The sequence below is a fragment of the Gordonia sp. (in: high G+C Gram-positive bacteria) genome, from assembly GCF_049647785.1.
Classification (GTDB): Bacteria; Actinomycetota; Actinomycetes; order Mycobacteriales; family Mycobacteriaceae; genus Gordonia.
In genome coordinates this window covers 1-26,534 of record NZ_JBARYI010000084.1, presented here as the reverse complement: position 1 = coordinate 26,534, position 26,534 = coordinate 1, and the positions used below count along the sequence as shown (strand labels likewise).

The 26,534-nt window shown below is 62.8% G+C and carries 16 protein-coding genes, 4 pseudogenes and 1 other annotated feature; of the genes and pseudogenes, 14 read left to right on the top strand and 6 right to left on the bottom strand.

Features of this window, described 5'->3' with window-relative positions; all coding sequences use genetic code 11:
- Nucleotides 1-3 precede the first annotated feature (3 nt).
- Nucleotides 4-453 (top strand): 50S ribosomal protein L9, encoded by a 450-nt coding sequence (gene rplI, locus WBA38_RS14730; protein WP_424293103.1) that lies wholly within the window; start codon nucleotides 4-6, stop codon nucleotides 451-453.
- A gap of 222 nt (nucleotides 454-675) precedes the next feature.
- On the opposite strand, the gene WBA38_RS14725 is transcribed toward rplI, so the two are convergent.
- Together WBA38_RS14725 and WBA38_RS14720 are read right to left on the bottom strand one after the other, a co-directional pair.
- Complete coding sequence (locus WBA38_RS14725; protein ID WP_424323003.1) at nucleotides 676-2,592, bottom strand: YhgE/Pip family protein; 1,917 nt, start codon at nucleotides 2,590-2,592, stop codon at nucleotides 676-678.
- Between the two features lie 85 nt (nucleotides 2,593-2,677).
- Entirely contained in the window at nucleotides 2,678-3,238 is a 561-nt protein-coding gene (locus tag WBA38_RS14720) for a hypothetical protein (protein ID WP_424323002.1), read from the bottom strand.
- Nucleotides 3,239-3,729: 491 nt separating this feature from the next.
- Here WBA38_RS14720 and dnaB point away from each other — a divergent pair, with 491 nt between their 5' ends.
- Nucleotides 3,730-5,943, top strand: coding sequence for a replicative DNA helicase (gene dnaB, locus WBA38_RS14715; RefSeq protein WP_424293106.1), 2,214 nt, complete (start codon nucleotides 3,730-3,732; stop codon nucleotides 5,941-5,943).
- A 274-nt stretch (nucleotides 5,944-6,217) separates the two neighbouring features.
- Here the strand turns inward: dnaB and WBA38_RS14710 are convergent, their stop codons facing one another.
- On the bottom strand, nucleotides 6,218-7,036 hold the full coding sequence (locus tag WBA38_RS14710) for a hypothetical protein (RefSeq protein ID WP_006896694.1): 819 nt from the start codon (nucleotides 7,034-7,036) through the stop codon (nucleotides 6,218-6,220).
- Between the two features lie 352 nt (nucleotides 7,037-7,388).
- Between WBA38_RS14710 and WBA38_RS14705 the strand changes: the two genes are divergently transcribed.
- The 9 genes and pseudogenes from WBA38_RS14705 to WBA38_RS14665 all read left to right on the top strand — a co-directional run bounded on the left by WBA38_RS14705 (nucleotide 7,389) and on the right by WBA38_RS14665 (nucleotide 18,441).
- Complete coding sequence (locus tag WBA38_RS14705) at nucleotides 7,389-7,898, top strand: hypothetical protein (protein ID WP_424323001.1); 510 nt, start codon at nucleotides 7,389-7,391, stop codon at nucleotides 7,896-7,898.
- 415 nt (nucleotides 7,899-8,313) lie between these two features.
- The gene (locus tag WBA38_RS14700; protein ID WP_020173033.1) at nucleotides 8,314-10,128 is read left to right on the top strand and encodes a DDE-type integrase/transposase/recombinase; all 1,815 of its coding nucleotides are present in this window, start codon (nucleotides 8,314-8,316) and stop codon (nucleotides 10,126-10,128) included.
- Nucleotides 10,129-10,211: 83 nt separating this feature from the next.
- Nucleotides 10,212-11,183, top strand: coding sequence for a TniB family NTP-binding protein (locus WBA38_RS14695; RefSeq protein ID WP_223259049.1), 972 nt, complete (start codon nucleotides 10,212-10,214; stop codon nucleotides 11,181-11,183).
- Nucleotides 11,183-11,554 (top strand): annotated as a pseudogene (locus tag WBA38_RS14690) (TniQ family protein); the annotation flags it as partial. The gene WBA38_RS14695 and the pseudogene WBA38_RS14690, both read left to right, overlap by 1 nt.
- A 480-nt stretch (nucleotides 11,555-12,034) precedes the next feature.
- The gene (locus WBA38_RS14685; protein WP_223291355.1) at nucleotides 12,035-12,745 is read left to right on the top strand and encodes a hypothetical protein; all 711 of its coding nucleotides are present in this window, start codon (nucleotides 12,035-12,037) and stop codon (nucleotides 12,743-12,745) included.
- 63 nt (nucleotides 12,746-12,808) lie between these two features.
- Nucleotides 12,809-13,186: pseudogene (locus WBA38_RS14680) on the top strand (TniQ family protein); the annotation flags it as partial.
- A 630-nt stretch (nucleotides 13,187-13,816) separates the two neighbouring features.
- Nucleotides 13,817-14,467, top strand: coding sequence for a hypothetical protein (locus WBA38_RS14675; protein WP_424323020.1), 651 nt, complete (start codon nucleotides 13,817-13,819; stop codon nucleotides 14,465-14,467).
- 162 nt (nucleotides 14,468-14,629) lie between these two features.
- Nucleotides 14,630-18,040, top strand: coding sequence for a helicase-related protein (locus WBA38_RS14670; protein ID WP_006896687.1), 3,411 nt, complete (start codon nucleotides 14,630-14,632; stop codon nucleotides 18,038-18,040).
- Nucleotides 18,040-18,441, top strand: coding sequence for a hypothetical protein (locus tag WBA38_RS14665; protein ID WP_006896686.1), 402 nt, complete (start codon nucleotides 18,040-18,042; stop codon nucleotides 18,439-18,441). The genes WBA38_RS14670 and WBA38_RS14665 overlap by 1 nt, the downstream gene beginning before the upstream one ends.
- A gap of 15 nt (nucleotides 18,442-18,456) precedes the next feature.
- On the opposite strand, the gene WBA38_RS14660 is transcribed toward WBA38_RS14665, so the two are convergent.
- Nucleotides 18,457-19,703 (bottom strand): IS3 family transposase gene (locus tag WBA38_RS14660; protein WP_223291304.1). Its coding sequence is split into 2 segments (ribosomal slippage): nucleotides 18,457-19,418 and nucleotides 19,418-19,703, totalling 1,248 coding nucleotides; the frame shifts between segments, so codons are not numbered across the junction.
- Nucleotides 19,297-19,425: a sequence feature (AL1L pseudoknot), on the bottom strand. Its footprint overlaps the gene before it by 129 nt.
- 344 nt (nucleotides 19,704-20,047) lie before the next feature.
- Between WBA38_RS14660 and WBA38_RS14655 the strand changes: the two genes are divergently transcribed.
- Together WBA38_RS14655 and WBA38_RS14650 are read left to right on the top strand one after the other, a co-directional pair.
- On the top strand, nucleotides 20,048-20,629 hold the full coding sequence (locus WBA38_RS14655; RefSeq protein ID WP_020173037.1) for a TetR/AcrR family transcriptional regulator: 582 nt from the start codon (nucleotides 20,048-20,050) through the stop codon (nucleotides 20,627-20,629).
- Between the two features lie 121 nt (nucleotides 20,630-20,750).
- Nucleotides 20,751-23,792: an RND family transporter gene (locus tag WBA38_RS14650; RefSeq protein ID WP_006896682.1), complete on the top strand. Its 3,042-nt coding sequence runs from the start codon at nucleotides 20,751-20,753 to the stop codon at nucleotides 23,790-23,792.
- 40 nt (nucleotides 23,793-23,832) lie between these two features.
- Here WBA38_RS14650 and WBA38_RS14645 read toward each other — a convergent pair.
- Nucleotides 23,833-24,998 (bottom strand): IS3 family transposase gene (locus WBA38_RS14645; RefSeq protein WP_371308121.1). Its coding sequence is split into 2 segments (ribosomal slippage): nucleotides 23,833-24,711 and nucleotides 24,714-24,998, totalling 1,164 coding nucleotides; the frame shifts between segments, so codons are not numbered across the junction.
- 69 nt (nucleotides 24,999-25,067) lie between these two features.
- Nucleotides 25,068-25,334 (bottom strand): annotated as a pseudogene (locus WBA38_RS14640) (transposase); the annotation flags it as partial.
- A gap of 25 nt (nucleotides 25,335-25,359) precedes the next feature.
- On the opposite strand from WBA38_RS14640, the pseudogene WBA38_RS14635 reads away from it, so the two are divergent.
- Nucleotides 25,360-26,406 (top strand): annotated as a pseudogene (locus tag WBA38_RS14635) (IS256 family transposase); the annotation flags it as partial.
- Nucleotides 26,407-26,534 lie beyond the last annotated feature (128 nt).

The window sequence follows — 26,534 nt, the reverse complement described above, 5'->3', positions numbered from 1 at the left end:
ATAATGAAACTGATCCTGACTGCTGCAGTCGACAAACTCGGCGAAGCTGGCGACACCGTTGAGGTTCGCGATGGCTACGGCCGCAACTACCTGCTGCCCCGCGGCCTGGCGATTGTCGCCACCCGCGGTGCTACCAAGCAGGTTGAAGGAATCCGTCGTTCGCAGGAAGCGCGCGCTGTGCGCGACCTCGATCACGCCAACGAGCTCAAGCAGACCATTGAGGGTCTCGCCGGTGTCTCGCTGACCGTGAAGACCCACGACTCGGGCAAGCTGTTCGGTTCGGTCTCGACCGCCGACGTTGCCGGTGCTATCCGCGCCGCTGGCGGGCCCACCGTCGACAAGCGTTCCGTGGAGCTCCCGAAGGGCCACATCAAGGCTCTCGGCGAGTACCCGGTCGTCGTCAAGCTGCACCCGAAGGTCGAGGCCAAGCTGAGCCTCGCCGTCGTCAGCTAACACGCGCTCGTACCAACAGTGCCGGTTACCCCTCGCGGGTGACCGGCACTGTTGTTTTGTCTCCAGGCCGTTTTCTCGGCCTCCGCCTTTCCCTTTTCTGTCACAAAACGACCAGACCGTCACCGAATCCTGCGATCGGCGACGGTCTGGTTGTCGGTTTGGGCGTAGATGTGACAGAAAAGGGCAGATCCGGAGGCCTAATGCGGCGGTCCGAAGTTCCGGCTAGGTGACGACCGGGATGAGATCGGTGTCGGCGCGACCGAGGTCGGGGTCGTCGAGCATGGGCTCGACACCTGCGCCGCCGGGTATCGGGGCGACCGGGTAGCGTGCGCTGCCCCGGCTGCGGATCCAGAGTGTCAGGGCGGTCGTGATTGCCGTGATCACCAGCAGGACCATCAACGACGACCAGAATCCGGAAGCGCCGTTGAATCCGGCAATCAATCCCTCACGAATGTAGGTCATCGGCGCAATGGGATGCAGCCACTGCAGCGGCGTCGGCACCGTCTCGACCATCCAGACGCCGCCGTAGGCGAACAACTGGAGCATGGTCCACGCCAAGGTCGCCACCGCACCTGCCGTGTATCCCAGCCAGGTGAATAGCAACGCGATCATCGACGCATTCATGATGGTGGCCGCCACGACGATCACCACGACTTGCAGTAGTGAAGCGGGCGACGGGCTCGGCGTCAGGAGCAGCCACAGGATCGGTATGAGGACGGCGAGTGCAATTATGCTGAACGCCACGACCTTCGACGCTCGACGCCACCACATGCGTGCGGAACGACGATTGCCGGTGGTCACGTCACGGCCGCGCACGCGGATGGTCATCAACACGGCGAGCGCGATGATGGCGGGCAAGATTGCCAGGATCACCGGTGCGGCACCGGGGCCGAAGCCCTGTGCTTGTGCGACGTTGCTGGCCTCCGAGGTGACCGGTGTGCTGAGGAGAGCGGCCAGGCTGGTGCGCTGCGTGGCATCGCTCAGGTCGGGTGCTTCCTTGGCGCCGGCTCCGAGGCCGTCGGAGAGTTGCTTGGCACCATCGTCTAGTTGCTTGGCACCGGCCGCGAGTTCCTTGGCGCCGGAGCCTGCTTCGGCGGTGCCGCTCTGCAGTTGATCGAGCCCCGAGGCGAGCTCATTGCTGCCTGCGGACAATTCGCCCGCCCCGGCTGTTAGCTGGTCGACTCCCGAGCGGTACTCCGCGTTCGGGTCGCTGAGCTGGCGCGCGAGTTCACGGCTGCCGGACTTCAGGTCGCTGAGGCCTTGAACAATTGCAGTGATCTCGCCGAGCTCACTCCCGATGCCCGGAGTCTTTTGGAGACGGTCCAGGGTGGCTTTCAACGAGGCGATGTCGATGGTGTCGGTGAGGCTTCCGATGCCGTCGGCCAGCTCGGTGGCCCCGGCCCCCAGTTCGGCGGTGCCCGCTTGCAGTTCGCCGGCTCCGGAAGCGAGTTGACCGGCACCGTTGGCGAGCTCGTGGCCACCGTTGGCGGCCTCGGTCATGCCCGGAAGCAGTTCATTGTTGAGGCCGTCCGACAGCTGCGTGGCACCGGCCGACAGTTCCGATGTTCCGCCGTAGAGCTGGGCTGAACCGTCCGATGCCTCTTTCAGGCCCGACGACAGGCTGTTGACGCCGTCGAGCAGCGTCCCCACCGTGGTGGCCGAAACACCCTCGAGGACGGCCTGGTTGATGCTGGCCATGGCCTGTCCGCCGATGTTCGACGCCATCAGGGTGTTGTTGTCGTTGTAGGTGACGTTGATCAGCGCGGGGGCGGTGGTGGCCGACCCAATCTGGCTCAGATCTGCGCTGAAATCCTGCGGGATTTCAATGATGAAGTAGTAGTCACCGTGCTTGAGTCCAGCTTCGGCGGTCGCGGCATCGACGACGGAGAAGTCGAGTGCCTGCGAATCGACGAGTTCTTTTTGGACGCCTTCGCCCGCGGCGAGACGGTCGGCGCCGGTGCCGAACGGCTGGTCGTTGTTGACGATCGCGACCGGCATCTTGTCGACGGTGTCAGTCGGGTCCCAGATGAACCACATGTAGACGGCCGAGAACACGAGTGGCACGACGACGACCAACGCCAAGAAGAGGCGGCGGAGACGGGTCCGGTACCAGCCGGACATGGGTGTTGTGTCGGTCACAACTGGTCAAGGTACGTTTTGTCGTATTGCCTGGACAAGGGGCGATGCTCAGATTTGCCGCTGTAAAACGGGCAGGTCGAAGTGGTTAGCGGCGGGGGTTGGCGCTGTGCGCGGTGTCGCCTTTGGGGTACAGGAAACGGTGGCTGTAGCGGGTGAGTTTGAAACCGCGGTTCCAGTTCCGGCAGACGACGCTTCCCGCGCTGGGGACCGCGCAGGTTACGTTCGCGACGTTGATGCGACTGCCGATGGGGAGTGTCGGAGCGTGGAACGGTGTTGTGGTGCCGGGCCGGAAACTGGTTCCCGGGCGCACCCAGTACGGGCCTTGGCTTTCGCCTGCGATGGCAACACCAAGGGTGCCGGGAGGTGCTGACCCCGGTTTGCCTTGACATGAGACGGCGTTGGCGGCGGGGCCGAGTCGGCACAGCCAGCGTCCGGATTTGAAGAAGTGCGCTCCGCCATTCGCGTACGACATCGACAGGTACGGGCCGGTGTTGACGGGTTTGTAATGGGAGAGGTCGAATGCGGTGGCGGCCGATTTTGCTGACGGGGCTGCGTTGGCCACGCCTGGCAGCACTGCTGCGACGAGCAGCATGAGGAGGACGGCGGTTGCTTTGGCGGCCACTCGTGCCGGGTTTGAAGGTCGCACCTGGCCATTCCACCACGGTGCGGGGACCAGTGGTGCCGGTTGTGGTGACCTGCTTCACTTCACGCCCGCGGTGCCCTGGGGATAGATGCTCACACGAGTGCTTACGAGCGTGTGACTTGCGCCCGTCCCGGCGTGGCGAAAGGCAACACGCCGACGCTGTCCGGATAGTTCACTGTGGATTTAGAAAAGTGATGCTGAACAGGCGTTATGTGCGCAACCCGGCCAGAATTCCCCAGGTCGTACACAGGGTTGTGCACAGTGGCTCCTGCAATTTTCAGAATTGTCCACATGGCATCAACAGATCTATCCACAGGACGTGTTTGGTACTGGCGGCATCCTGGTCCTAACCTTTCAGATGGGTCGGGTTTCCTCAGCGGAAACCTAGGTTGATCGCAGTGGTTAGTCGTCAACGTTTCGTTCACGGCCTTTGGTTCACGGCCGCTGTGGTTCGCGGGAATTGTTCAGGATCTACATCATCGGGGGTAAGGCGAGTGGCTATTGAGGCCGATCTGGGGCGTGAGCCCGATCTTCCGCCGGAGCCGCCAACTGAAGAGTTCGGTCGCCAGCCACCGCAAGACACGCAAGCCGAACAGTCTGTTCTCGGCGGCATGCTGCTCAGCAAGGACGCGATCGCGGACGTCCTCGAGCGCATTCGCCCCGGCGACTTCTACAAGCCTGCGCACCAAGCTGTTTACGACGCGATCCTGGAGCTGTACGGTCGCGGCGAGCCGGCCGACGCCATCACCGTTGCCGCTGAGCTAGAGCGGAAGGGCGAGCTGCGCAAAGTCGGCGGCGCGCCGTATCTGCACACGCTGATTTCGACTGTTCCGACGGCCGCGAATGCTGGCTACTACGCGGAGATCGTTGGAGAGAAGTCGATCCTGCGTCGCCTCGTCGAAGCTGGCACCCGCATCGTGCAGTATGGCTACGCCGGTGCCGACGGTCAGGATGTGGCCGAGGTCGTCGACCGTGCTCAGGCCGAGATTTACGAGGTCACCGAGCGGCGCACCACCGAAGACTATGTGGCACTGGAAGAACTTTTGCAGCCCACGCTCGATGAGCTCGATTCCATCGCCTCGCGCGGTGGGCTGTCGTTGGGTGTGCCGACCGGCTTTGCCGACCTCGACAAACTGACTAACGGTCTGCACCCGGGTCAGATGATCATCGTTGCCGCCCGTCCCGGTGTGGGAAAGGCGCTGTCGTTGGACACGCCGCTCCCGACGCCAACCGGCTGGACCACCATGGGTCGCGTCGCGAAGGGCGATCAATTGATGGGCCCCGATGGGCGTGCGACGACGGTCGTTGCCGCGACCGAAGTGATGACCCGTCGCCACTGCTTTGAGGTGGAGTTGGACGACGGCGCGGTGATCGTGGCGGACGAGCAGCACCAGTGGGCAGTTGAGGTTGACGGAGCCAAGCGCATCGTCACCACCGATGAACTGGAATTGATCTGCGGTCGTGCGAGCATCGACAACACCGCACCACTGCAACTCCCGTATCGCCCACTCGCGTACGGCCCGTACACGGTCGGTGCGTTGGCTGGCATGGCCTACGACGACCCGGAGATCGGTGCACGCATCGACGCGGAGGGCCCTGTTGATGTGATGACGTTGATGACGGACCTCGGCGGTCAGATTCCGCACGAGTACCTGCGTGGTTCGGTGCCGCAGCGTCGTGCGCTCCTGGCCGGGATCCTAGATTCGCGGGCCCGCGTCGACGACGACGGCTGGATCACGGTTCCGGCCGCGACCAACCACATGTCGTCCGTGGTGGGCGACCTTGCCGCCGGTCTCGGATACAGCTTCCGTCGTGCCAGCAGCGGGTGGATCCGCCTGAATGCGCCCGAAGATGTCTTCACTGTTTTCGAGAAGGCTCAGCGGCATAAGGAATTGCGCGGCACGGTCCGGTCGCGGCGGGTGGTGTCGGTGCGGTCGATCCCAAGCGTGCCCGTGCGCTGCGTGGAGGTCGACAACATGAGTCACCTCTACCTCGCTGGCGAGGCGATGGTGCCGACGCACAACTCCACACTCGCGATGGACTGGTTGCGATCGGCGTCGATCCACAACGGCCTCACTTCGGCGATGTTCTCGTTGGAAATGAACAAGACCGAGATCGTCATGCGACTGCTATCGGCCGAGGCGAAGGTGAAGCTCGGCGACATGCGTTCGGGCAACATGAGTGACGACGACTGGAGTCGTCTGGCTCGTCGCATGGGTGAGATCACCGATGCGCCGCTGTTCATCGACGATTCGCCGAACCTGACGATGATGGAGATCCGCGCCAAGGCCCGTCGGCTAAAGCAGAAGCACGACCTCAAACTCGTCGTCATCGACTACATGCAGCTGATGACGTCGGGCAAGAAGGTCGAATCGCGTCAGCAGGAAGTCTCGGAGTTCTCGCGTTCGATCAAGCTGCTCGCCAAGGAACTCGAAGTTCCCGTGGTCGCGATCAGCCAGCTGAACCGTGGCCCGGAACAGCGAACTGACAAGCGTCCACAGGTCTCGGACCTGCGTGAATCGGGCTCATTGGAGCAGGACGCCGACATGGTTATCCTGCTGCACCGCCCCGACTCCATCGAGCGCGACGACCCCCGCGCTGGCGAAGCCGACATCATCGTCGGTAAGCACCGTAACGGTCCGACGGCGACGATCACTGTGGCTCACCAGCTGCATTTGTCGCGGTTTGTGGATATGGCTCGGGGATAGGCACACACATTGTCGAGATGCAGCGAAGATTAGCAAGGTGGTCCCGCTTGTTTAACAAGCCTGATCACGGCGTAAGAATCGCCCTGACTAGGGCAAACATGGTCAGGCGAGCGTTGCCCGTAGCCCGCGTTTCGGTATGATTTCCTGCTAATTTTGCCGGGGAATCTATTCCTGGAAATCGCCGAGTGCGCGGGTGAAACCGGGCGACGAAGGGGCTGAAGTGACCGGCGGCTGGCGGCAGGCTATCGGCGATTGGCTTGTGGGATGAGCTCGTCTAATTCGCAGATGACGTTGGTGCTGGTTTTGGGGATGTGCTCGGCGGATTCGACGCTTGCTCGGTGACTCCGTGACCGGGCTTGGTCAGCGGAAGGGTTGCGAGGTGCTTCTGGAGCCGCTTCGACATCGGCATGAACGTGACGAAGGTCAGGCTTCCCGAGACAACCGCGCCTACCAGCGGCACGACCTTGGCTGCGCTCTTGGCGAAGACCTGCTTGGTCATCTGAATGCCCAGGAGCCCTGCAACCTTCTTGACCACCGGATATATCGCACCCTTGGTGAGAGCCTTCTGCGGCAGCTTCCTGGCCACTTCACTTGCGATCAACTTCGAGACTTGCGCCACGCCGGCCTGGGCCGCGTTCACGCCAAACATCACGCCGATGAACAGCGTGAGCATGCTTTCGGTCGCGGAGTCCATTCCGTCGGCGCTGTCGTCGAAGAGCTCCGGCCAGCTGTAGATGTAGGCGAGCTTCTGGACGACGCGAAGAAGGTGCCCATAGTACTGCGCGATATCAGCCGGGACCGTGCCGATCGCTGCGAGGCCTCCAGGGATGCCGGCTGCCGTGGAAAGTGTCGTCACCTTGCCGGTCTCGAACTTGATCACGCTGTTGGCGATCTTGTCGATCACTTGAGGTGTTACGCCTGCTTCGGCCGGTGTTGTGGCGATAGCGAGTTTGATCTGCTCGTCGGTGCAGTATCGCTTCAGCTCTCTGCGGAGGAAGGCCTCCCGGTTGATCTGCACACCCGGCAGCTGAGCCGATGCCTGCAGCGTCTGCTCGAACTTCGTCGACGGAGCGACCTGATTGCCTTTGGCCATGGGAGCAACCTATCGCAGCCTTCCGACACGGACCGCTGATGGGGCGAAGGAGACGTCGGCCTATCACCCGAAATGCCTCGCTGACCGATTGTCGACTTGCTCCCTTAGTAGCCCTTCGACCTCGATTTCTTGCTAGATTTGGTGCTAATTCCTGCGGAAGCGGAGGTGTCACTTGACCGAGAGTTCCCGCGCGGCGGTGACGTGGCGGTTCCGATTCGCTGGCGACAAGGTGTCCCGCGTGTTGAACTGGCGGTCCGACGGTCCGCCGGATCTCGCACGTGTAGTTCCGATTCGCAAGCCTCGATCCTCGGAACGTCACCGGCACATACCTGTCACTGCGTATTCACTGACCATGCGCGACCACCTAGAACTCGAGTCGGGCCTCGAGCATGACCTCTTGCGACGCCTGGACCGGCTCAACGATATCGTCGCGCTGATACCGCAACCGTGTCAGCTGAAGCGGGGCGGATCGTCCTCGGCGAAAAACACGCCCGACTTACTCAGCCTTGACGACACCGGGGCGGTAACGCTCTGGAATGCACGCCTGCCGCACAAGATGGACGACAAATTCAAGCTTCAGGTCGCAATGGTCGAGGCCGCCTGCGCGAATGTGGGATGGCGTCACGAGGTATTCAACGGACTCGACCGCGTAGAACGCCTAAACCTTCTGTGGCTGCACGGCTACCGCCGAAGGCCTTCCTGGTATGACCAGGTGGCTGGCGAGATCGGGAAGGAAGCAAGTAACGACGCCGCGACTCTGGGCTCCCTATTTCGTCTGGATACCGGAAACGGGAGGCCATCGCCGTGGTCTGGCACATGGTCTGGTCCGGTGAGCTGGATACCAACCTCTCGAAGCGATTGACGATGGAAACGCCAGTGCGCGCGGGACTGGTGGCGTAGTGGACACAAGTCGCACAGTGGTTGAGGTCGGTGGCCGACTTCTGACTGAGTGGGGAACCGGTCTGGTGACAGCGGTATCAGCGGCCGGCGTAGACCTCCGCACCAGCGTCGGCGATTCCTTGCACGTCGATTGGCCCGAACTCGCAGAGGTGCGAGTCGTGGTCGATGGCGATGTAGCGCCAATCAGACCGGCGCTCCGCCCGTACTGGGATGGCCTGTCTGAGGAAACGCGCCGAGCCGCCCTCGACAAACTTGAAATCGTGCATGAGATACTGACCGGCTACCGGGACGGTCACGCCGAACTCGCGCGCGATGGCGAACCGCGCCCACCCTTCGGCGAAGGCTTCGGCGTCTCCGAGGCGGCGCGCTGTCGCGCGATGGCGGTCGCGTTGCAGCAAGAAGCTGTGGGAGATCGTGCCCTACAACGCCGCATCGCGAACGGTGAGATCAAGCGATCGGCTCCGGTCGACAGCACCATCCGCAACTGGGTGCGTGCATGGAAACGCGACGGACTACTCGGGCTCCTCGATGCCAGATCCCTGCGTCGCGAACAGACGTGGGAGCGAATCGATGAGCGCTATCGGACTGTTGCTGAGTTGGTCTTCGCCACCCTGGACGGAGATCGGGCGGACGCCAACATCAGCGAGCTTGATCGGCGGATCAAGGTTGAGCTCAAGCGTGCAGGGCACGTGGATGTCTCCACGCCGCAGCGTCTGACGGCAGAGTATCTCGCGCACCTCAAACGGGGCGCGGGCGCAACAACCCGCACCCAGAGAAGCCGGTCGCTACAGCGCGTGTCGGGCAAAGAGCACTTCCCCGCAATCAGGCCTGGGCAAATAGTCGCCATCGACGCCACGAGGGCGGACAACCTCGTATACGACCCGCTTCTCGGGCGACCCTTCAGCGTCGAAATCCTCACTGCAATCGACGTCGCCACCAGAGTGGTCCTCGCACTGCGCGTGGTGCCGAAGAGCGCCGATGGAATCGATGCCGGGCTACTTCTCTACGACATCTGCCGCCCGTTCTCGATGATGGTGGAGGGCACCACCATCAGTCACTGGCGCTGGGCCGGTTTGCCCCAAGTCGTCGACGCTTCTGATGTCGCGGTCAACGTTGGGCGCAGAAGTGTTGCACCCGATTTCACTACGCTTCAAGGAGAGCACCACATCCCTGGCGTCATGCCGGACGCGATCCGCGCCGACCACGGTTCGATCTTCGTGTCCGATCACTTCCGCGCGATTCTGCGCGACTTCGGGATTGACTTGTTGCTCAGTCGCGGGAAGAAGCCAACGGACAACCCCCACGTTGAACGCTGGCACGAGACGCTACAACGGGCCGTTCAACAGCTCCCCGGCTACAAAGGTCGCAATACCTCGGAGCGCGGTCGATTGGTCGCCGAGGAGGCATTGGTCACGGCCGCCGAACTGGAAGAACACCTTCGGCGATTCGTCGCCTTGGACTACCACCGGTCGTGGCACACAGGCTTGGTTATCGGTGGTGAGCCCACCGCTCGCACCAGTCCTTTGGAGCTCTGGGACATCATGCTCGACGTCACCGGCCGTATCGACGTACCGCAGCGTGCAGACATGATCTATCAGATGCTTCCGGTCAAGTGGGGCACAGTCGGAGTCGCAGGTGTCGAGTTTGCTGAGATGGTCTACGACGGCAAGCTGCTCGATGATTTTCGGAATGTCGCACGGGGCCAGTTCAGGGACGACGACAACAAGGTTCCCTTTCTTGTCGACCCGCACGACTTGTCGAGCATCTGGTTCCCGCACCCCGAGACCGGCCGTGTACGCCCCGTTGCGTGGCGAGGATCTTTCTTCACTGACGCGCCGATGACCGATACGATCGTTCAGGCTGTTAGGCGGCGCGTCCGCGAACGCGGCGGCAACCACATTCTGAGTCGGGGCTCAGCGCAGCGGCAGATCCTCGACGAGCTCACGGAACTCACCTCTGGGCCCGTTCCAACTGACTGGACTGCCAAACTGTCAGCCGCGCACCGCAGAGTTGAACAATCGCGCAAAGACCACGAAGAAGCTCAGGCAGCCCAAGGTGCAACCCGCGACGAAGCCACTCAGTCGGGCGGCAACGAAGCACGCACCAAGACGCCCCATACCGATTCACCCCAGGACGACGTTCCCTTGGACATCCTCGACGTCCCGTGGCCGACGATGCGGGCCGACTCCTGATGGACTCTCTCGCTTGGCATTTGGCTTGCACCAAAACGGAGTTGCCAGAACCACCTCTGTACACGTCGGCTGGTTGGGACAGGATGACATCCGAGGACCGCTCGCGGGCGGTCGATGCGCTGCGTCAATGGATGAATGGACTCTACGTCGAAACGGCCGAGACCCGCGCAGTCGCAGACCGACTCACTGAGATCGTGCAGGAGAATTCTGAAACGGGCCCCGGTGCGAAGGCAATAGCGTCGGTCACAGGCGCAAGCACGCTCGGGAAGAGCACGGCGGTCCGCCGCTGGGCCACAAGGAAATACGTGGAATGGATCGTAGGCGCACCGAAAGGCCCTGCAGAACTGCCCACGTGGAACCCTCAGCCAACGATCGACGCAGACCTATGCCCCGTCGTTTGGGTCAACCTGCAATCTGGCTCGATGGTCAAAGGATTCAACTCCCAAGTCCTTGACTTCTTCCGCTTATCCGCCAGCGGCGCCGCCCACCAGACGTCAACCGCCGCGGTCAGGGCATTGGCACGCCACGGCGTGCGCACCCTTCTCATCGACGACTTCCATCTACTGCGTACCAACTGGAAGGGCGGCCGGGAGGTCCTCGATCACGTGAAGTACATGAACACCGAGCTCGGCGAATTCAACGCCAGCTTAATTCTGGTTGGGACAGACCTCGAATCCAGTGAAGCCATGAGCGATGCCCAGCTTATCGGCCGCCTCCAGCCAATGAGCTTCAGTCCTTACGGAATCGAGACTTCGGAGGAGCAACACGCGTGGCAGCAACTGCTCTACGGGCTGGAAGGTTATCTCCTTCCGCATCTCCCTCGGGCAAGCGAAGGGCTTCTCACTTCACAGCTCGCGGGGCCCATCTGGAAGCGATCTCAGGGCTACGTCGGTGACGCGACACGCCTCCTCCGCATTGCGACACTTGCAGCGATCGCCGACGGCACGCACACGATCAACCCAGAACACCTGAAGGAAGTCCGCCTCAGTAAACGAGCGCACGCAGCAGAGGCGGAAATCGATCTTCGGCGCCGCAGCAAGCAGAGCAGGGTGTGATGTCACCGGCAGACAACGGAAGGGGGCTATCCATGCGAGAGCCTCGTATCGGCTATCTGCCTGCTCGACCGATTCCAGCCGACGATGAATCGCTGGAGTCCTTCGTATTGCGCGCGGCGACGGCGAATTGCACCACCGTCACCAAGATCCTTGGTCGAAGTCAGTTATCGCGATCAGCGTCTGACTACGAGCCGATTCTGCGGCACCTGGCCACGCTGACGCGCCAGCCATTCTCGCGCATTTCGGCGATGACCCTTGATGACTGCCATAGTCGAGTGCTCGCGAAGGAAGGCTGGCTGGCAAGTGAGTGGGGTCAGCATTGCCGTTGCGCCCCAAACGGAGTGGCACGGCGAGAGTGGGCTTTGGCTCTGTCTCCGGTCTGCTTCTACTGCGGGCACCTCATCGGGATGCCCGGTAGTGGCACTGCGCAGTTGACCAGAGTTCCCAATCGGATTCTGTCGGTCTGCAAGGAGGTCTCGTCCGCTGCACACAGATCTACGACTGACTTCGATGCACTCGACCGACTTGAGTGTCTCCGTGCGGAACTACCCTCGGTGGCTCGTCGGCTCAGTCGAGGATCTGCACACTGGATCCCAGCTGATGCTCAGTTGGTGACCACTGCGACGGCAGATCTTGCGACGAGTCACGAGTCCGAGGAAGAGCTACCGCGATCTCCTGCCGTTCGTGCACTGGCCATCGCAATGGCCTGGGAAGAACAGCGAACGTGGCTGACACCACGAGTATCTCCACATCCACGTCCCACTCCTGTCCGACCAGAGAATTCTGAAATACCCGATTCGCAGGTCTTCACTCGACGGGTACTCCGCACAGGCGCGAAGACTGTCAAGACCATGCGGTTACCGAAGAGCTCAGTCCGCCATCCACGCGGCGAAGATCTGATGCGGCTGGCGCTTGGCCATACGCAATTGACGCTTGACCACATCCCAGGGATCTACCGGCAAGAAGGCGAACCGTTCGTGCTCGACCCCGCCCAGTGGTTGTGGCGTTCCAGAGTCGCGCTACTTCTCAGTCAATGTGTTCGGTTGCGCGATCATTGGAGCCTTGCCGACGAGCCGACCTACCGTCTGACGAAAGCTGGTAGCTACTCGATTTGCATAGGGGCGTGGCCGAAATGGACTCCGATCTTCCACCGCGAGAGCGACATTGCCCATGCGATGAATCTGGCGCGAGCTCTATGCCTCGACGAGCTCGTCAACTACCGTGAGCGCCGCGACGCGTTAAGACGGATTGAAGCCGCCCCGCCGGACCTGGTCGGCACCCTGCCCGCAGCCGCCCGGAACTTCGATGGCTGCGCCCGGCTCGCCGCATCTTGGATGTGGTTCGATGCAACCTGTGATAGCCCGCGTACATGGCCAGACGCCGAACACCTGAAAGCATTTGACGCTGCGCTCAACCCCGAAGGCCGTCTCATCCTCCGCAGTGCCGCCGAAGCGATCTGCGTCGCCGACGAAGATCTTGTGCGTCAGGTTGGGAGTGGAGACTTCGGTGTGGTGGATTCGGACCGAGTCTCAGAAGAGGACCGGACTCGTGTGGGCGCGTGACTTCCAGTCGCTCGCCCACTGCGGGCGCTACCAAACCGCGACGGCGATGGAGCCTCTGAGCTAATGCTCCCCGCTCGAGTTGCAATCGATCCACGCGAGTCGCTTGATTCGTACCTCGAGCGGATTGCACTTGTGAACGATCTGACGACCAAGAGTCTTGTCCGCATGCTCAAGGAGAACCGGGACGGATCGTCGGTCTCGACGGCTTTCATGCTGGTCCGGCCTAGCGATGAGCTCGTCGGCCGAATAGTGGATCTCACTGGGCTGGGGGCATCGGCCGTCGAGAATTCGACCTTGTTGCGTTACGACGGAGGCGCGCCACTCAACCTCGACGGCTTCGACCCGCTCGATCGGGCGAGCTACCGCGCCATCGTTTGCCAGGGGTGGTTCCCGCAGCATGGGACGCAACTATGCCCACTCTGCCTATCGCACGACGGAATCTGGCAGCTGTCGTGGAAGCTACCGGTGTCGACAGTGTGTCCCGACCACGGCGTCTACCTGGTCGCTGAGTGTTCAAGATGTAGCCGGCGCTTTCGAACGCGACACCACAGTCCGCTGCGTCCTCGGCTCGATGAACACCAGCCGTGCGGGAATCCGCTCGGATTCTCGGCTCCCTGCCGACACTCCATCCTGAGAGAGAAACCGACGGCTGCATCCGAAGGTGCAATTCGGACCGCAACACGGGTTACGGCCGCTATCCAAGGCGAAGAAACGAGCGTTCTCGATGGCGCTCTCGCGCCCCCCGCGTACCTCGCAGAAGTCCGAAACTTAACCACTCTTCTACTTCACCTCGCATCCCGGTCTCGCGCAAGGGGTTTCGTCGAATGGGCCGGAGATCTCCAAGCCGAAGCCGCTGGTCGCACAACTGAGCTTCGAGGGCCTCGGTGGGGTATTCAGCCGCCGACAAGTGCAGTCACCCGCGGTGAAGCACTGGCGGAGGCGGATGGGATTCTGTCCAGTCCGGAGAGTGCGGACGCCGTCGCACGGTTGGCCGAGTGGTTCGATCTGATCCCGGACGTCCCGGGCGGCCCGAGAGGATGGATCGTCAATCGCGCGGCAAAGAGTCCGGTGTTGAGCTGGCTGGTGGTCCAGGTGCTTTCAGCCCGCCGCCATGTCGGCCTGCAGATCGATCATCACGACGCGTTGATCGATCTGCCGCTGTCTGCGATCCCTCAACTCCTCGATGAGCACACCTACCGTCGTCATTTCGCTGGGATGCTGACAACGCAGGAAAGCACGGGGCGGCTGTACGCCTCCCTGTGTATTGCGCGCGCACAACGGCCAGGGTCGACGTGGTCCACTGCTGCAGCGAGTATCGAACTCGACCCGGACATTGGCAGACGGACATCGCGAGCGGCGAGCACGCGACTGGCCGCGAGTCCTTCAGAGATCGCGGCAGCCGCCAGCGCGGCAGCGAGGGAACTATCGCGTCGACGGGATTTTCGGGCGCTCGAGCGACGAGTCATCGAGCTCGCGAGTACGCCCGACACGTGGTTCACCGATTGGGCGCGGTCGGCGAGTCCGAGGAGGCGCGCGGCCGCACTCCCGTACGCGGTGACATGGATGTGGTGCGAGGTTGCTCAGGGGGGGTTGGACACCAGCCCGGCGTGGCCGCCGCCGGTGACCCGACAATCGAAGGCGGCTTATCGGGTGTTTCGTGACACGCTTCCGGAGGAGTTGGGGCGAGCATTGCGCGAACTCGCCGATGGGAACTCGAGGTGACGGGCGTCGGGCGGCACCTCAGCGAAGTCTTCGACAGCTTCTCAGCAAGCGTTCGAAGGCCTGGCAATGCCACTCGGCTTGGTCTCGTTGAATTCCTGGCGATGGCGAACCTGTCAGTATCGGCGGGTAGCGTTCGAGGGCTGGCAATGAGGAGGTCCACGCGTGCAGCTTGAAGAGTTGAAGCCCGGTCTGCGAGTCGAGGGTCTCATTCCCGCAGAGGTGATCACTGTCATCGCTGCTCAATGGCATGGCACGGACGCACTCGCACTCACTTACCAGAACGGCTCAGGTGGACTTGGCCAACAGGTTGTGTTCCGCAAGGACCAGGACAACCTCAGCGTCGCCACCAGCGGTAGCCGCGCGTTTGACGCCACCGCCAGCGACTTCAAGCTCGTCGCCGAGGCCCAACGTATCTCGCTGGCCGGCCTTTTCGATCCAATGCTGGCCGTCGCCACGAGCGACGTGCAGCCGCTGCCGCACCAGATTCGCGCGGTGTACGGCGAACTCCTACCGCGGACCCCGCTTCGGTTCCTTCTCGCCGACGACCCCGGTGCCGGCAAGACGATCATGGCCGGCCTCTACATCAAGGAGCTGCTGCTCCGCGACGACGTCAAGCAGTGCCTGATCATCGCTCCCGGTGGACTGGTCGAGCAGTGGCAGGACGAACTGTTCTTCAAGTTTGGGCTGCGGTTCGACCTGCTGACCAACCAGCTCATCGATGCCAACATCAACCTCAACGTCTTCGAAACGAACCCACTCGTGATCGCACGCATGGATCAGCTCTCCCGCAACGAGGCACTCCAGGCCCAACTGAAGGAGACGGAGTGGGATCTGATCATCGTCGACGAGGCACACAGAATGGGAGCGCACTACTTCGGCGGGAAGCTGGAGAAGACCAAACGCTTCCTGCTGGGGGAGCTGCTCGGCCAAATTACCCGCCACCTCCTGCTGATGACCGCGACTCCACACTCGGGCAAGGAAGAGGACTTTCAGCTCTTCCTCACTTTGCTCGACCGCGATCGGTTCGAGGGCAAGCAGAAGAAGTCTGTCGACGTCACCGGAATCATGCGGCGCATGGTCAAGGAAGACCTGCTGACGTTCGAAGGTAAGAAGCTCTTCCCTGAACGCATCGCCGAAACTGTGCCCTACGAGTTGACCGAGCGGGAGAAGGGCCTCTACGAGGACGTCACTCGCTACGTCCGCGAGGGCATGAACCGTGCCGACAGGCTTGGCGGCAAGCGTAAGAACACTGTCGGATTCGCCCTGACTGTCCTTCAGCGCAGACTCGCCTCCAGCCCTGAGGCGATCTACAAGAGCCTCGTCCGCCGCACCGAACGGCTGGAGCGCAAGAAGACCGAGATCCTCAACGGCACCTACAAGGAACCCGACGACGTCATCGGCTCGGGCGACTTCGACGAAGATGAATACAACGCCGAAGAACTGGAGCAGCTTGAGGAAGACGTGATGGACGCGGCCACCGCCGCCCAGACCGTCGAGGAGCTCAACGCAGAACTTGTCGAACTCGCCGATCTGATTGCGACCGCCAAGAAGGTCCGCGAGGCTGGCACCGACCGCAAGTGGACCGAACTCTCCACGATCCTCCAGGACAATGCGCTGGTCACCGATTCGAACGGTTGGCCACGGAAGTTCATCATCTTCACCGAGCACCGCGACACCCTTGACTATCTCCAGTCCAAGATCGGCTCTTTGCTCGGCAAGCCCGACTCGGTCAAGGCGATCCACGGTGGCGTCCGCAGAGGTGAGCGGCGCGTGATCACCGAGGAGTTCACCAAGAACCGCGACGTCCAAATCCTCATCGCAACCGACGCCGCTGGAGAGGGGCTTAACCTTCAGGCCGCGCACCTGATGGTCAACTACGACCTGCCGTGGAACCCCAACCGCATCGAGCAACGCTTCGGCCGCATCCACCGCATCGGCCAAGAAGAGGTCTGCCGACTCTGGAACCTCGTAGCCTCCAACACCCGCGAGGGTGAAGTCTTCACCCGCCTGCTGGAGAAGCTCGACCAGATGCGTCAGACATACGGTGGCAAAGTCTTCGACGTCCTCGGCGAGGCGTTCACCGAGACCCCGCTGCGCAACCTCCTGCTCGATGCCATCCAGCACGGCGAGCGCCCCGACGTCAAGGCTAAAATGCATGAGGTCATCGACGCGTCGGTCGGGGATGGACTCAAGGATCTCCTCGACGAACGGGCATTGGCGTCGGAGAACCTGGCCGAGGCCGACCTGCATGCACTGCGCGCGGCAATGGACGAAGCACGCGCCCGCCGCCTTCAACCGCACTACATCGAGATGGCATTCAAGGCCGCCTTCGCCCGCCTCGGCGGCCGCATCGTGAGGCGCGAACAGGGTCGCTACGAGATCGCGAACGTGCCCCAGCAAATACGCGCCGCAGGCACAGGGCCGATCGCAACCAAGTACGACCGAGTCACGTTCGATCTTGGCAAGGTCCACGCCGACGAACTCAGCCGCGCCGACCTTCTCGCCCCGGATCATCCGCTGCACGACGCGGTCATGGACGAGTCCGTGCGACAGTTCGGTGGTTCCCTCAACCGAGGCACGATCTTGGTTTCCTCGACGCTGGAGGAGACACACCTGCTCGTCGGCGTGATCGAAGAGGTCGCCGACGCGACCGGAGAGTCCGTCGCACGCCGCTTCGGCTACGCATACGTCGACAGCTTCGGCACCGTGACGCCTGCCGGCCCCGCGCCCTACCTGGACTGCGTGGCGGCACCCGAGAACGCTGTCACCGATACAGCCCGCACCCTCCCGTGGCTGGCAGGTGCTGAAGACAAAACCACGAGCTGGATTATCGCCAACCAACTCCCCGACTACCTCGACGACGTTCAGCCGAGGCGCCTCGCGGAGTTGAGTAAGGCACGTGACCTGGTCATCAAGCGGCTCGAAGGTGAACGCGACCGCCTCATCCTCGATGCCGCCGTCGCGGCGGAAAAGGAACGCGCCGGTGAGAAACCGAAAGAATCATCGGAGAGCCTGAATCGTAAAGCCGTCGAACTCGACGCCCGTCTACGCAAGAGGCTCGCACTGCTTGACCACCAGCAGCTTATGTCGACCAAGCCACCACGCATCGTCACCGCAGCACTGGTGCTCCCCGTCGGGATACTGGAGACCGACCTACCCGCGACCGCGCCCATCCACGCGAAGGAGACCAAAGAGGTCGAACGCCGCGGTGTCGACTTGGTGATGGCCCGTGAACGTGAACTCGGACGCAAGCCCGTCGAGCAGGCCTTCAACAATCCCGGTTTCGACATCCTCTCCACAGACGCCAAAGGCGACACCTACCGCATCGAGGTCAAAGCGCGTATCGAAGGAGCGACCGACTTCTTCGTCACCCACAACGAGGTGATGGTTGGTAAGAACGCCGCCCCGCGTTACCGCCTCGCTCTCGTCCGCGTCGACCCGCGTGGCGCCCAGCACGACGAGGTCCGCTACCTCGACAACCCATTCGCCACCACCGACCTCGGTGACTTCAACGCCACCGGCATCCGAGGCGATTGGTCCAAGCAGTGGGCAAAAGGGAAGGCGCCGTTTTGATGGCATCCAAGTCCTCCCGAAAACGGCGGAACAAGAAGCGCCGCCAGGACGCTACTAAAGCCGGGCACGCCGACCAACACGTTCAGGTAGTGCTGGAGCGCGCCTTCGATACTGCTGGGTTGCTTTCAGACGTCTCGAAAGCGACCGACCCTGCAGCGGAGGTTGAGCGGCGCATCGATGATGCGGCGACGCAGTTCGTCGAGGGGTTCGCTGGCTACGACCCTCTGGGAACGCTTGAGGCCATTCGCATGATGACGTTGCCGTTCGCCCCGGCGGGCGTCTCGCCGCCCGCCAGCGCGCAGAGCGGCCCCGCTGTCGCAGAGGTCTTGGCCGTTGTGCTCCGGTGTGCGGAGTCAGAGATGGATTCCGGTGTCGAACCCAAGCGGGTCGATCAAGACTGAATCGCCCCGGGTTTGTCAGAGGCTCGCAAGTGCCGCGTCGGCGGGTACCGGTGCGGGGTGGTTGTGATGATAGGTGTCCTCGAGCTCGATGGGCGGGATCATGCCGATCTCGCCGTGCAATCGCCGGTGATTGAACCAGTCGATGTATTCCGCGGTCGCGATCTCGAGGTCGTCGATATTCTTCCAGGGCCCGCGGTTGCGGACCAGCTCGGCCTTGAACAGCGAGTTGAAGGCCTCGGCCAGGGCATTGTCGTATGAGTCGCCGGTGGAACCGACCGAGGCGGCCGCGCCAGCCTCGGCAAGACGCTCGGTGTAGCGGATGGCGACGTATTGAACGCCCTTGTCGCTGTGGTGCGTGAGCCCGGTGACCGACTGGCCTGCGCGATCGCGGGTCCAGATGCCCATCTCCAACGCGTCCAGCGCAAGGTCGGTCCGTAGCGACTTCGAGAGCTGCCAGCCGACCACGCGGCGAGAGAACACGTCGATGACGAACGCGGCATACACCCAGCCGACGAAGGTGCGGCAGTAGGTGATGTCCGCGACCCACAACTGGTTCGGAGCGGTTGCAGTGAAGTCGCGATCGACCAGGTCAGGCCGACTATCCGGGCCGCGACCGGAGATCGTGGTGCGCGGGCCCTTGGCTCGGCTAATCCCTCGTAACCCCGCAACGCGCATGAGCCGCTCGACCGTGCAGCGCGCGACGACGACGCCCTCGCGACGCAGTTGGGCGTGGACCTTCTTCGCCCCGTAGACGCCAAAGTTCGCCGAGTGGACGCGGTGGATCTCGATCAGCAGTTCCTCGTCGCGCAGTGCTCGCTTCGAGGGTGGTCGGGTCTTGAACGCGTAGTACGTGCTCGGCGCGATCTGCGTGCCCGCTGCGGTCAGCGTCCGACAGATCGGCTCGACGCCGAACTCATGCTTGTACTGGTCGATGTATTCCACGATCAACGCTGTGGGCGGTCGAGCTCCGCCGCGAAAAAAGCCGAGGCCGACCTCAGGATCGAGTTCGCCCTGCGCAGCTCACGCACTTCCTTCTCCAGCTCGACCAGGCGCTGGGACTCGCTGGTCGTGGTCCCGGGACGGTGCCCCTCGTCGACCTCGGCCTGCACAACCCAGTTCCTCAAAGTCTCGGGATTGATCCCCAGTTGCTCGCCCACACGGCGGAACGTGCCCGACCTCGTCGATGGATCGCGCCGTGACTGAACAGCCATCCTCGTGACTCTCTCCCGAAGCTCGTCGGGGTACTTCCTCGGTGCTGCCATGCTCCTCATCCTCCCGTGGATTCAGAGCCTCCACCAGACCCGGGGCGATTCACCCTTCAGCAGTACCCACCCCAGCCCTGCCGCCAAGCCCCGAATTGATCTACCAACCCTTCGCCGAAGGTACCCCGGAGGCGGGCACCGTGGCGCCGACCTTCCTGCCGGGTCGGGGTGTCGAACAGGTGAATTGCACGACTAGCCCGGCGGACACTCCTCGACTTTCGCTATTATCAGTAGCACTTCGTGCGAACCAAGATCGCCAGGCGCCCGAGAGCAGTCTCGGGGATGGGAGTGTGGGTGCGGTGATGGCGGCCAGGCGCGGCGCGGGTCCTCGGTCCAAGGACGTGATGGATGACAAAGACCCGCGTTTGGTTCGTTCACGCAACCGGTTGGTTGATGCGGCATCTGCCCTGTTGAAGACCGGCGGGGTTGATGCAGTCACGGTCGGGGCGGTCTCCCGGATGTCGCGGGTGGCTCGAACGACGTTTTACCGGCATTTCGACGGCACCACCGATTTGTTGGCTGCGGCGTTCGAACGATTGTTGCCCCACGCCGACGTCCCTGACGCGCACGGACCAATCCGCGACAGTTTGGTGCGGTTGGTCCGTGCTCAGGCTGCGTTGATCGAGCAGGCGCCACTGCAATTGACCGCCTTGGCGTGGCTGGCGATGGTGCCGGAGGAGCCCGGGGAGCAGCAGAACACCCTCGCGCCGCTGCGCGCTCGTGTCATCGCGCAGTACCGGGAACCGTTCGATCAGGTGTTGCAGAGCGCCGCCGCCCAGAAGGAACTCGACGAGTTCGATCCCGGCGTGGCCATCACCCAGCTCGTGGGCCCGCTGGTCTTCGCGCGGCTGTCCGGCCTTCGCTCGATGAGTGGCGCGGACTGCGAACAGCTTGTCGACGACTTTCTCGCCGCCCACCGCCGCTGATCCGATAGTCCCGCGTCGCCGAACAATACATTCCTTTCGCTACATGCTGTAGCGTAGTGATACCGATTGATTCATTTGTCGAAGGGTGTGCGATGCCAACGCAGCGATGGATGCGTGAGCAGTGGTGAAGCTTCGGCGATCGACCGGTCGCGGTGAGTACAGCCGGTCGCTGGGGCAGGTGGGACGCTTCGTCTTGTCGCACAAAGCGCTGGTAGCGGGCGTCTGGGTGGCTGTTGCCGTGGTGTTGGCTGTGCTGTTTCCCCAGTTGGAAACAGTTGTGCGCCAGCAATCGGTGGACCCAATTCCTAAGGGCGTGCCGTCGTTTCAGGCGCTCGATCGCATGGGCGAGGCGTTCGACGAAAAGGGCGCGAAGACCACGGTGTTCGTGGCAATGGAAGATCCGGCCGGACTCACCGAGCCCGCCCGCCAACGCTATGACGACCTCGTGGTCCGGCTCCGCGCCGACCGCGATGATGTGCAGGCCGTACGCGACCTGCTCGCCGACCCGATCACTGCCCGACAAGCGCTCAGCGAAGACGGCAAAGCCTGGTACTTGCCCGTCGGGGTCAGCGGCAGCCTCGGCGGGCCGACGGCGGCCCACGCTGTGGAATCGATCCGCGAGACCGCAGCAGAGGTCTTTACCGGCACCAGCACGACAGTCCACGTGACCGGACCAACAGCGACCTTCAGCGACCAAATCGTCACCGCTGAAAAGGATCTGGTGGTCATCACCATCGCCACCGTCGTGCTGATCGCCATAATCTTGCTGATCGTCTATCGGTCGGTGTTCACTGCGTTGCTACCGCTTCTGGTCATCGGTATCAGTCTCGCCGTAGCCCGCGGAGTCATGTCTGCGTTAGGCGAACTGGGCATGCCAGTCTCGCAATTCACCGTTGCGTTCATGACCGTCATCTTGCTCGGCGCCGGTGTGGACTATTCGGTCTTTGTGATCAGCAGATACCACGAAAGGCTGCGCCAAGGCGCCGCCGCGTCCGACGCTCTCATCGATGCCACCGCCACCATCGGACGGGTGATCCTTGCGTCGGCAAGCACTGTTGCTCTCGCGTTCTTAGCCATGGTCTTCGGGCAGCTCAGCGTCTTCGCCACCCTCGGCCCCGCCTGCGCAGTGGCGATCCTCATCGGATTCCTCGCCACCGTCACGTTGTTGCCGCCAGTGCTGCTGTGGGCTGCGCGATGGGGGTGGGGTGCCCCGCGCAAAGACCTCACGCGGCGCTACTGGAACCGCATCGCGGTCCTCGTCGTACGCCGCCCGGCGCCGTTGCTGGCCGTCAGCCTCGTCGGATTGACGATCCTGAGCGTCACCGCGCTGGGCATTCAGATCACCTACGACGACCGAGACGGTCAACCCACAACCACCGACAGCAACGAAGGTTACGCACTGCTCAACCGGCACTTCCCGCAAGACATCACCATCGCGGAATTTGTCGTCGTGGATTCGCCCACCGATCTGAGAACAACCAACGGACTTGCCGACCTTGATCAGATGGCAGCTCGGATTGCGCAGATCCCCGGCGTCACCCGTGTGGTCGGTGTCACTCGCCCGACCGGAGCCAAACTCGAACAAGCCCAACTCTCCTGGCAGAACGGGCAGATCGGCGATCGGGTGGCCGGCTCAGTGGGTGAGGGCCAAGCCCGCAAAGGTGACCTCGAACAATTGCGTTCTGGTGCAGACCAACTCGCCGACGGCCTCGAACAACTCGACATACAGATCCGCACCAATCTCACCCCACTGGCTGGCATTCTTAACCAAGTCACCACCATCGGGGCCGAAATAGGTCAATACCAACCACTTCTACAAACACTGACCGCCGCCGCACCCCAACTCGACCAAGCCGCGCAGAACGCCCCTCAGCTAGCAGCCCTGGCCGAACAGTCATCAGCCGCCATAGCCACAATCACCTCAGTGCTCCCGTTACTGGATAACTCAGCGCTGTGCACTCAACTACCCCAATGCAGCACCCTGCGCCAACAAGCCCGCGATCTCGCCGCACTCCGCGACAGCGGGTTCTTCACCCAGATCACGACACTGTCCACCCAGCTCGCGCAGATGGACACCCCCCTCACCGCGGTCACCAACCAACTCAACGCCACCGTCGCCACCCTCGAGACCACGCTGGGAACCATCGGGGCCCAAGACCTGCCAACCAAACTCGCCCAACTGCAGACCGGGGTCTCCCAACTCGCCGCCGGCTCGCGAACACTCGCCGAAGGCGTATCTGCACTCGTCGACAGCAACCTTCAACAACTCGCCGGCATGGCCACGCTCGCCGCCCAACTACAGACCACCGCGCGCGAAACCCGCGGCTCGGACTCGGCCACCGGCTTCTACTTACCCAAAGATGCTTTCGCTGACCAGCAATTCGCCGACGTTGCGCGCCAATTCATCTCCCCGGACGGACACACCGTGCGCTACGCCGTCCAGACAAGCTTCGACCCCTACAGCGCGGACGCCATGCGCCTGGCCAGCACCATCGCCACCGTCGCCAACGACGCAAAACCCAACACCACCCTGACCGACTCCACCGTCTCCGTCGCCGGCTTCCCCGCTATCAACGCCGACCTGCAACGACTGCTCACCAACGACTTCCGCCTCCTGGCCCTGGCCACCCTGGCCATCGTCGGCATCATCCTGATCATCCTGCTGCGCTCACTGGTCGCACCCATCTACCTACTCGGCACCGTCGTACTCAACTACACCGCAGCATTGGGCATAGGCGTCCTGATCTTTCAGCACATACTCCACACCGACATCGCTTGGCCTGTGCCCCTATTAGCGTTCATCGTCCTGGTAGCCGTCGGCGCCGACTACAACATGCTGCTGGTCTCACGATTGCGCGAAGAATCACATCACAACGTCCGAGTCGGAGTGCTCCGCACCGTCACCAACACCGGCTCAGTTATCACCTCAGCAGGCCTCATCTTCGCCGCCAGCATGTTCGGCCTCATCGCCGGTTCCATCGGCATCATGACCCAAGTCGGACTCATCATCGGCGTAGGCCTTCTCATCGACACCTTCATCGTCCGCACCATCGTGGTACCAGCCATCGCCACACTCCTCGGCAACGCAAGCTGGTGGCCCCAAAAGCCAACGACCCCTCCCACCCAACGCCGCCACCGACCCCACCCCGCAAAGCAAACATAAAGCCGGGGGACTGCTGCACGACCAGGTGACAGTTTCGGTGTCATGCCGCTGAGGCGGCTGTGTTGATGATCGTCTCGTATTCGATCGGGGTCAACCGGCCGAGGCGGGCCTGACGACGGCGTCGGTGGTAGGTCCGTTCGATCCAGGTGACGATCGCGATCCGCAACTGCTCGCGGGTGCTCCAGCGGTGCCGGTCCAGGACGTCCTTCTGGAGGAGCGCGAAGAACGATTCCATCGCTGCGTTGTCGCCGGCGGCACCGACTCTGCCCATGGACCCAACCAGGCCGTGTCGGTTGAGCGCGGACACGAACTTCCGCGACCGGAATTGAGAGCCCCTGTCCGAATGGACAATACAACCCGAAACATCGTCCTCTCGGCGGGCAACAGCGTTGTCCAGAGCGGTCACGGCGAGACGGGACTTCATCCTGGAGTCGATGCTGTAGCCGACGATCCGCCCCGAGCAGGCGTCTTTGATCGCGCAGAGGTAGAGCTTGCCCTCGTCGGTCCAATGCTCGGTGATATCAGTGAGCCACACTTGGTCCGGTGTGTCGGCGGTGAAGTCGCGTTCGACCAGGTCGTCGTGCACAGGCGGGCCCGGCTTCTTACCGTTCTTCCCACGTTTCTTGCCGAAGCTCGACCACCACTGGTTGGCCGAGCAGATCCGCCATGCCGTCCGCCCGCTCATCGGCTGACCAGCAGCTTCGGCTTCATCGGCGAGGAAGCGGTACCCGAATTCCGGGTCATCACGATGCGCGTCGAACAGGGCGTTCGCCCGCTCCGCTTCGACCCAGTCTGCCGCGGTGACCGCGTCCCTGAGCCACCGGTAGTAGGGCTGTCTGGAGAGCTTGAGTACCCGGCACGTCACCGTGACGGGGATTCCGTCGGCGGCGAGCTCTTTCACGAGCGGGTAGAGCCTTTTCCCGGAAGGTTCGCCTGCGACAGATATGCCGCAGCCCGTCGCAGGACCTCGTTCTCCTGCTCCAACAACCGATTCCGCTTCCGAAGCTCTCTCAGTTCGGCAGATTCGGTCGACGTTGTTCCAGGCTTGTGTCCGTCGTCGATGGCGACGCGGCGCATCCACTTGGCCAGGGTCATCTCATGGATCCCGAAGTCTTTCGCGACCTGCGCGAGTGTCACGCCAGGTTCACGGTCTCGGGCTACCCGGACCACATCGTCGCGGAACTCCTGCGGATAAGGCTTAGGCACGATAGTCATCCTTCCAGGCCCACCCTCGGGCAAGCCAGATCAGATGTCACCTATACGTGCAGCAGTCCCGTTAGCCCGCTTCAATTCAGTGTTCTCGCGTCTGAGTCGCTTGAGTTCGGCCGATTCCTCAGTCGTTGTTCCCGGCCGCTGGCCAGCATCGACCTCGGCCCGACGACACCACTTGCGGACCGTTTCTGGCGTACCTATCCCGAGTAGCTCAGCGACCTTGCCCATCGCTGCCCACTCCGAGTCATCCTCAGCCCGAATCTCAGCGACCATCCGGATCGCCCGCTCACGCATCTCGGCCGGGTACCTCTTCGTCCCACTTCCTGACATGACTCCATCCTTCCCAACGAACAGAGTCTCCGGACACGCCGGGGCGATTCACGATGAGGATGGGCGCCGGCTGGTGGTGCGTAACGGCTACCACAACCCGCGGGAGGTGATGACCGCCGCCGGTGCGGTTCCGGTGCGGGCACCAAGGGTCAACGACAAACGGGTCGACCCTGAAACTGGTGAACGCCAACGGTTCTCGTCGGGGATCATCCCGGCCTGGGCACGTAAAAGCCCCGAGGTCAGCGCGGTGTTGCCGCTGCTGTACCTGCACGGGTTGTCGTCGGGAGATTTTGGGCCGGCGCTGGAGCAGTTTCTTGGCTCGGGTGCGGGGTTATCGGCGGCCACGATCACTCGACTGGCCAGCCAGTGGCAGAAGGAAGCGGCCGCCTTCGACGACCGCGACATCACCAGCGATTATGTCTACCTCTGGGTCGACGGCATCCACCTCAAAGTCCGGCTCGAGCAGGAGAAGCTGTGTCTGCTGGTGATGATCGGCGTGCGTGCCGACGGCCGTAAAGAGCTCGTCGCCCTGGCCGATGGGTACCGCGAATCCACCGAATCATGGGCCGATCTATTGCGGTCGTGCCGACGCCGCGGCATGGCGGCCCCGAACCTGGCCGTCGGGGACGGGGCGCTGGGGTTCTGGGCTGCGCTGCGCGAGGTGTTCCCGGACACCCGAGAGCAGCGGTGCTGGTTTCATAAACAGGGCAATGTGCTTGCCGCACTGCCCAAGTCGGCCCATCCGAATGCGATCAAAGCGATGCAGGAGATCTACAACGCCGAGGACATCGGCTACGCCCGTAAGGCCATCGCCGCCTTCGAGAAGACCTACGGGGCGAAGTATCCCAAAGCGGTCGCCAAGATCGTCGACGACGCTGATGTGCTGCTGGAGTTCTACCACTACCCGGCCGAGCACTGGACCCACCTGCGCACGACCAACCCGATCGAGTTGACCTTCGCCACCGTGCGGTTACGGACCAAGGTGACCAAGGGACCCGGCTCCCGAGCCGCGGGACTGGCGATGGCCTACAAGCTCATCGAAGCCGCACAAGTGAAATGGCGAGCCGTCAACGTGAAGCGCCCTGGGTTCCGTTCCGAGTCTCAGCAAGGAGAATCGGAGTATGCCCAAGAAGTTCAGTCCAGAGCTGCGTGAGCGTGCCGTGCGCATGGTCTACGACCGCCAAGCCCGCGAGGGCGGCC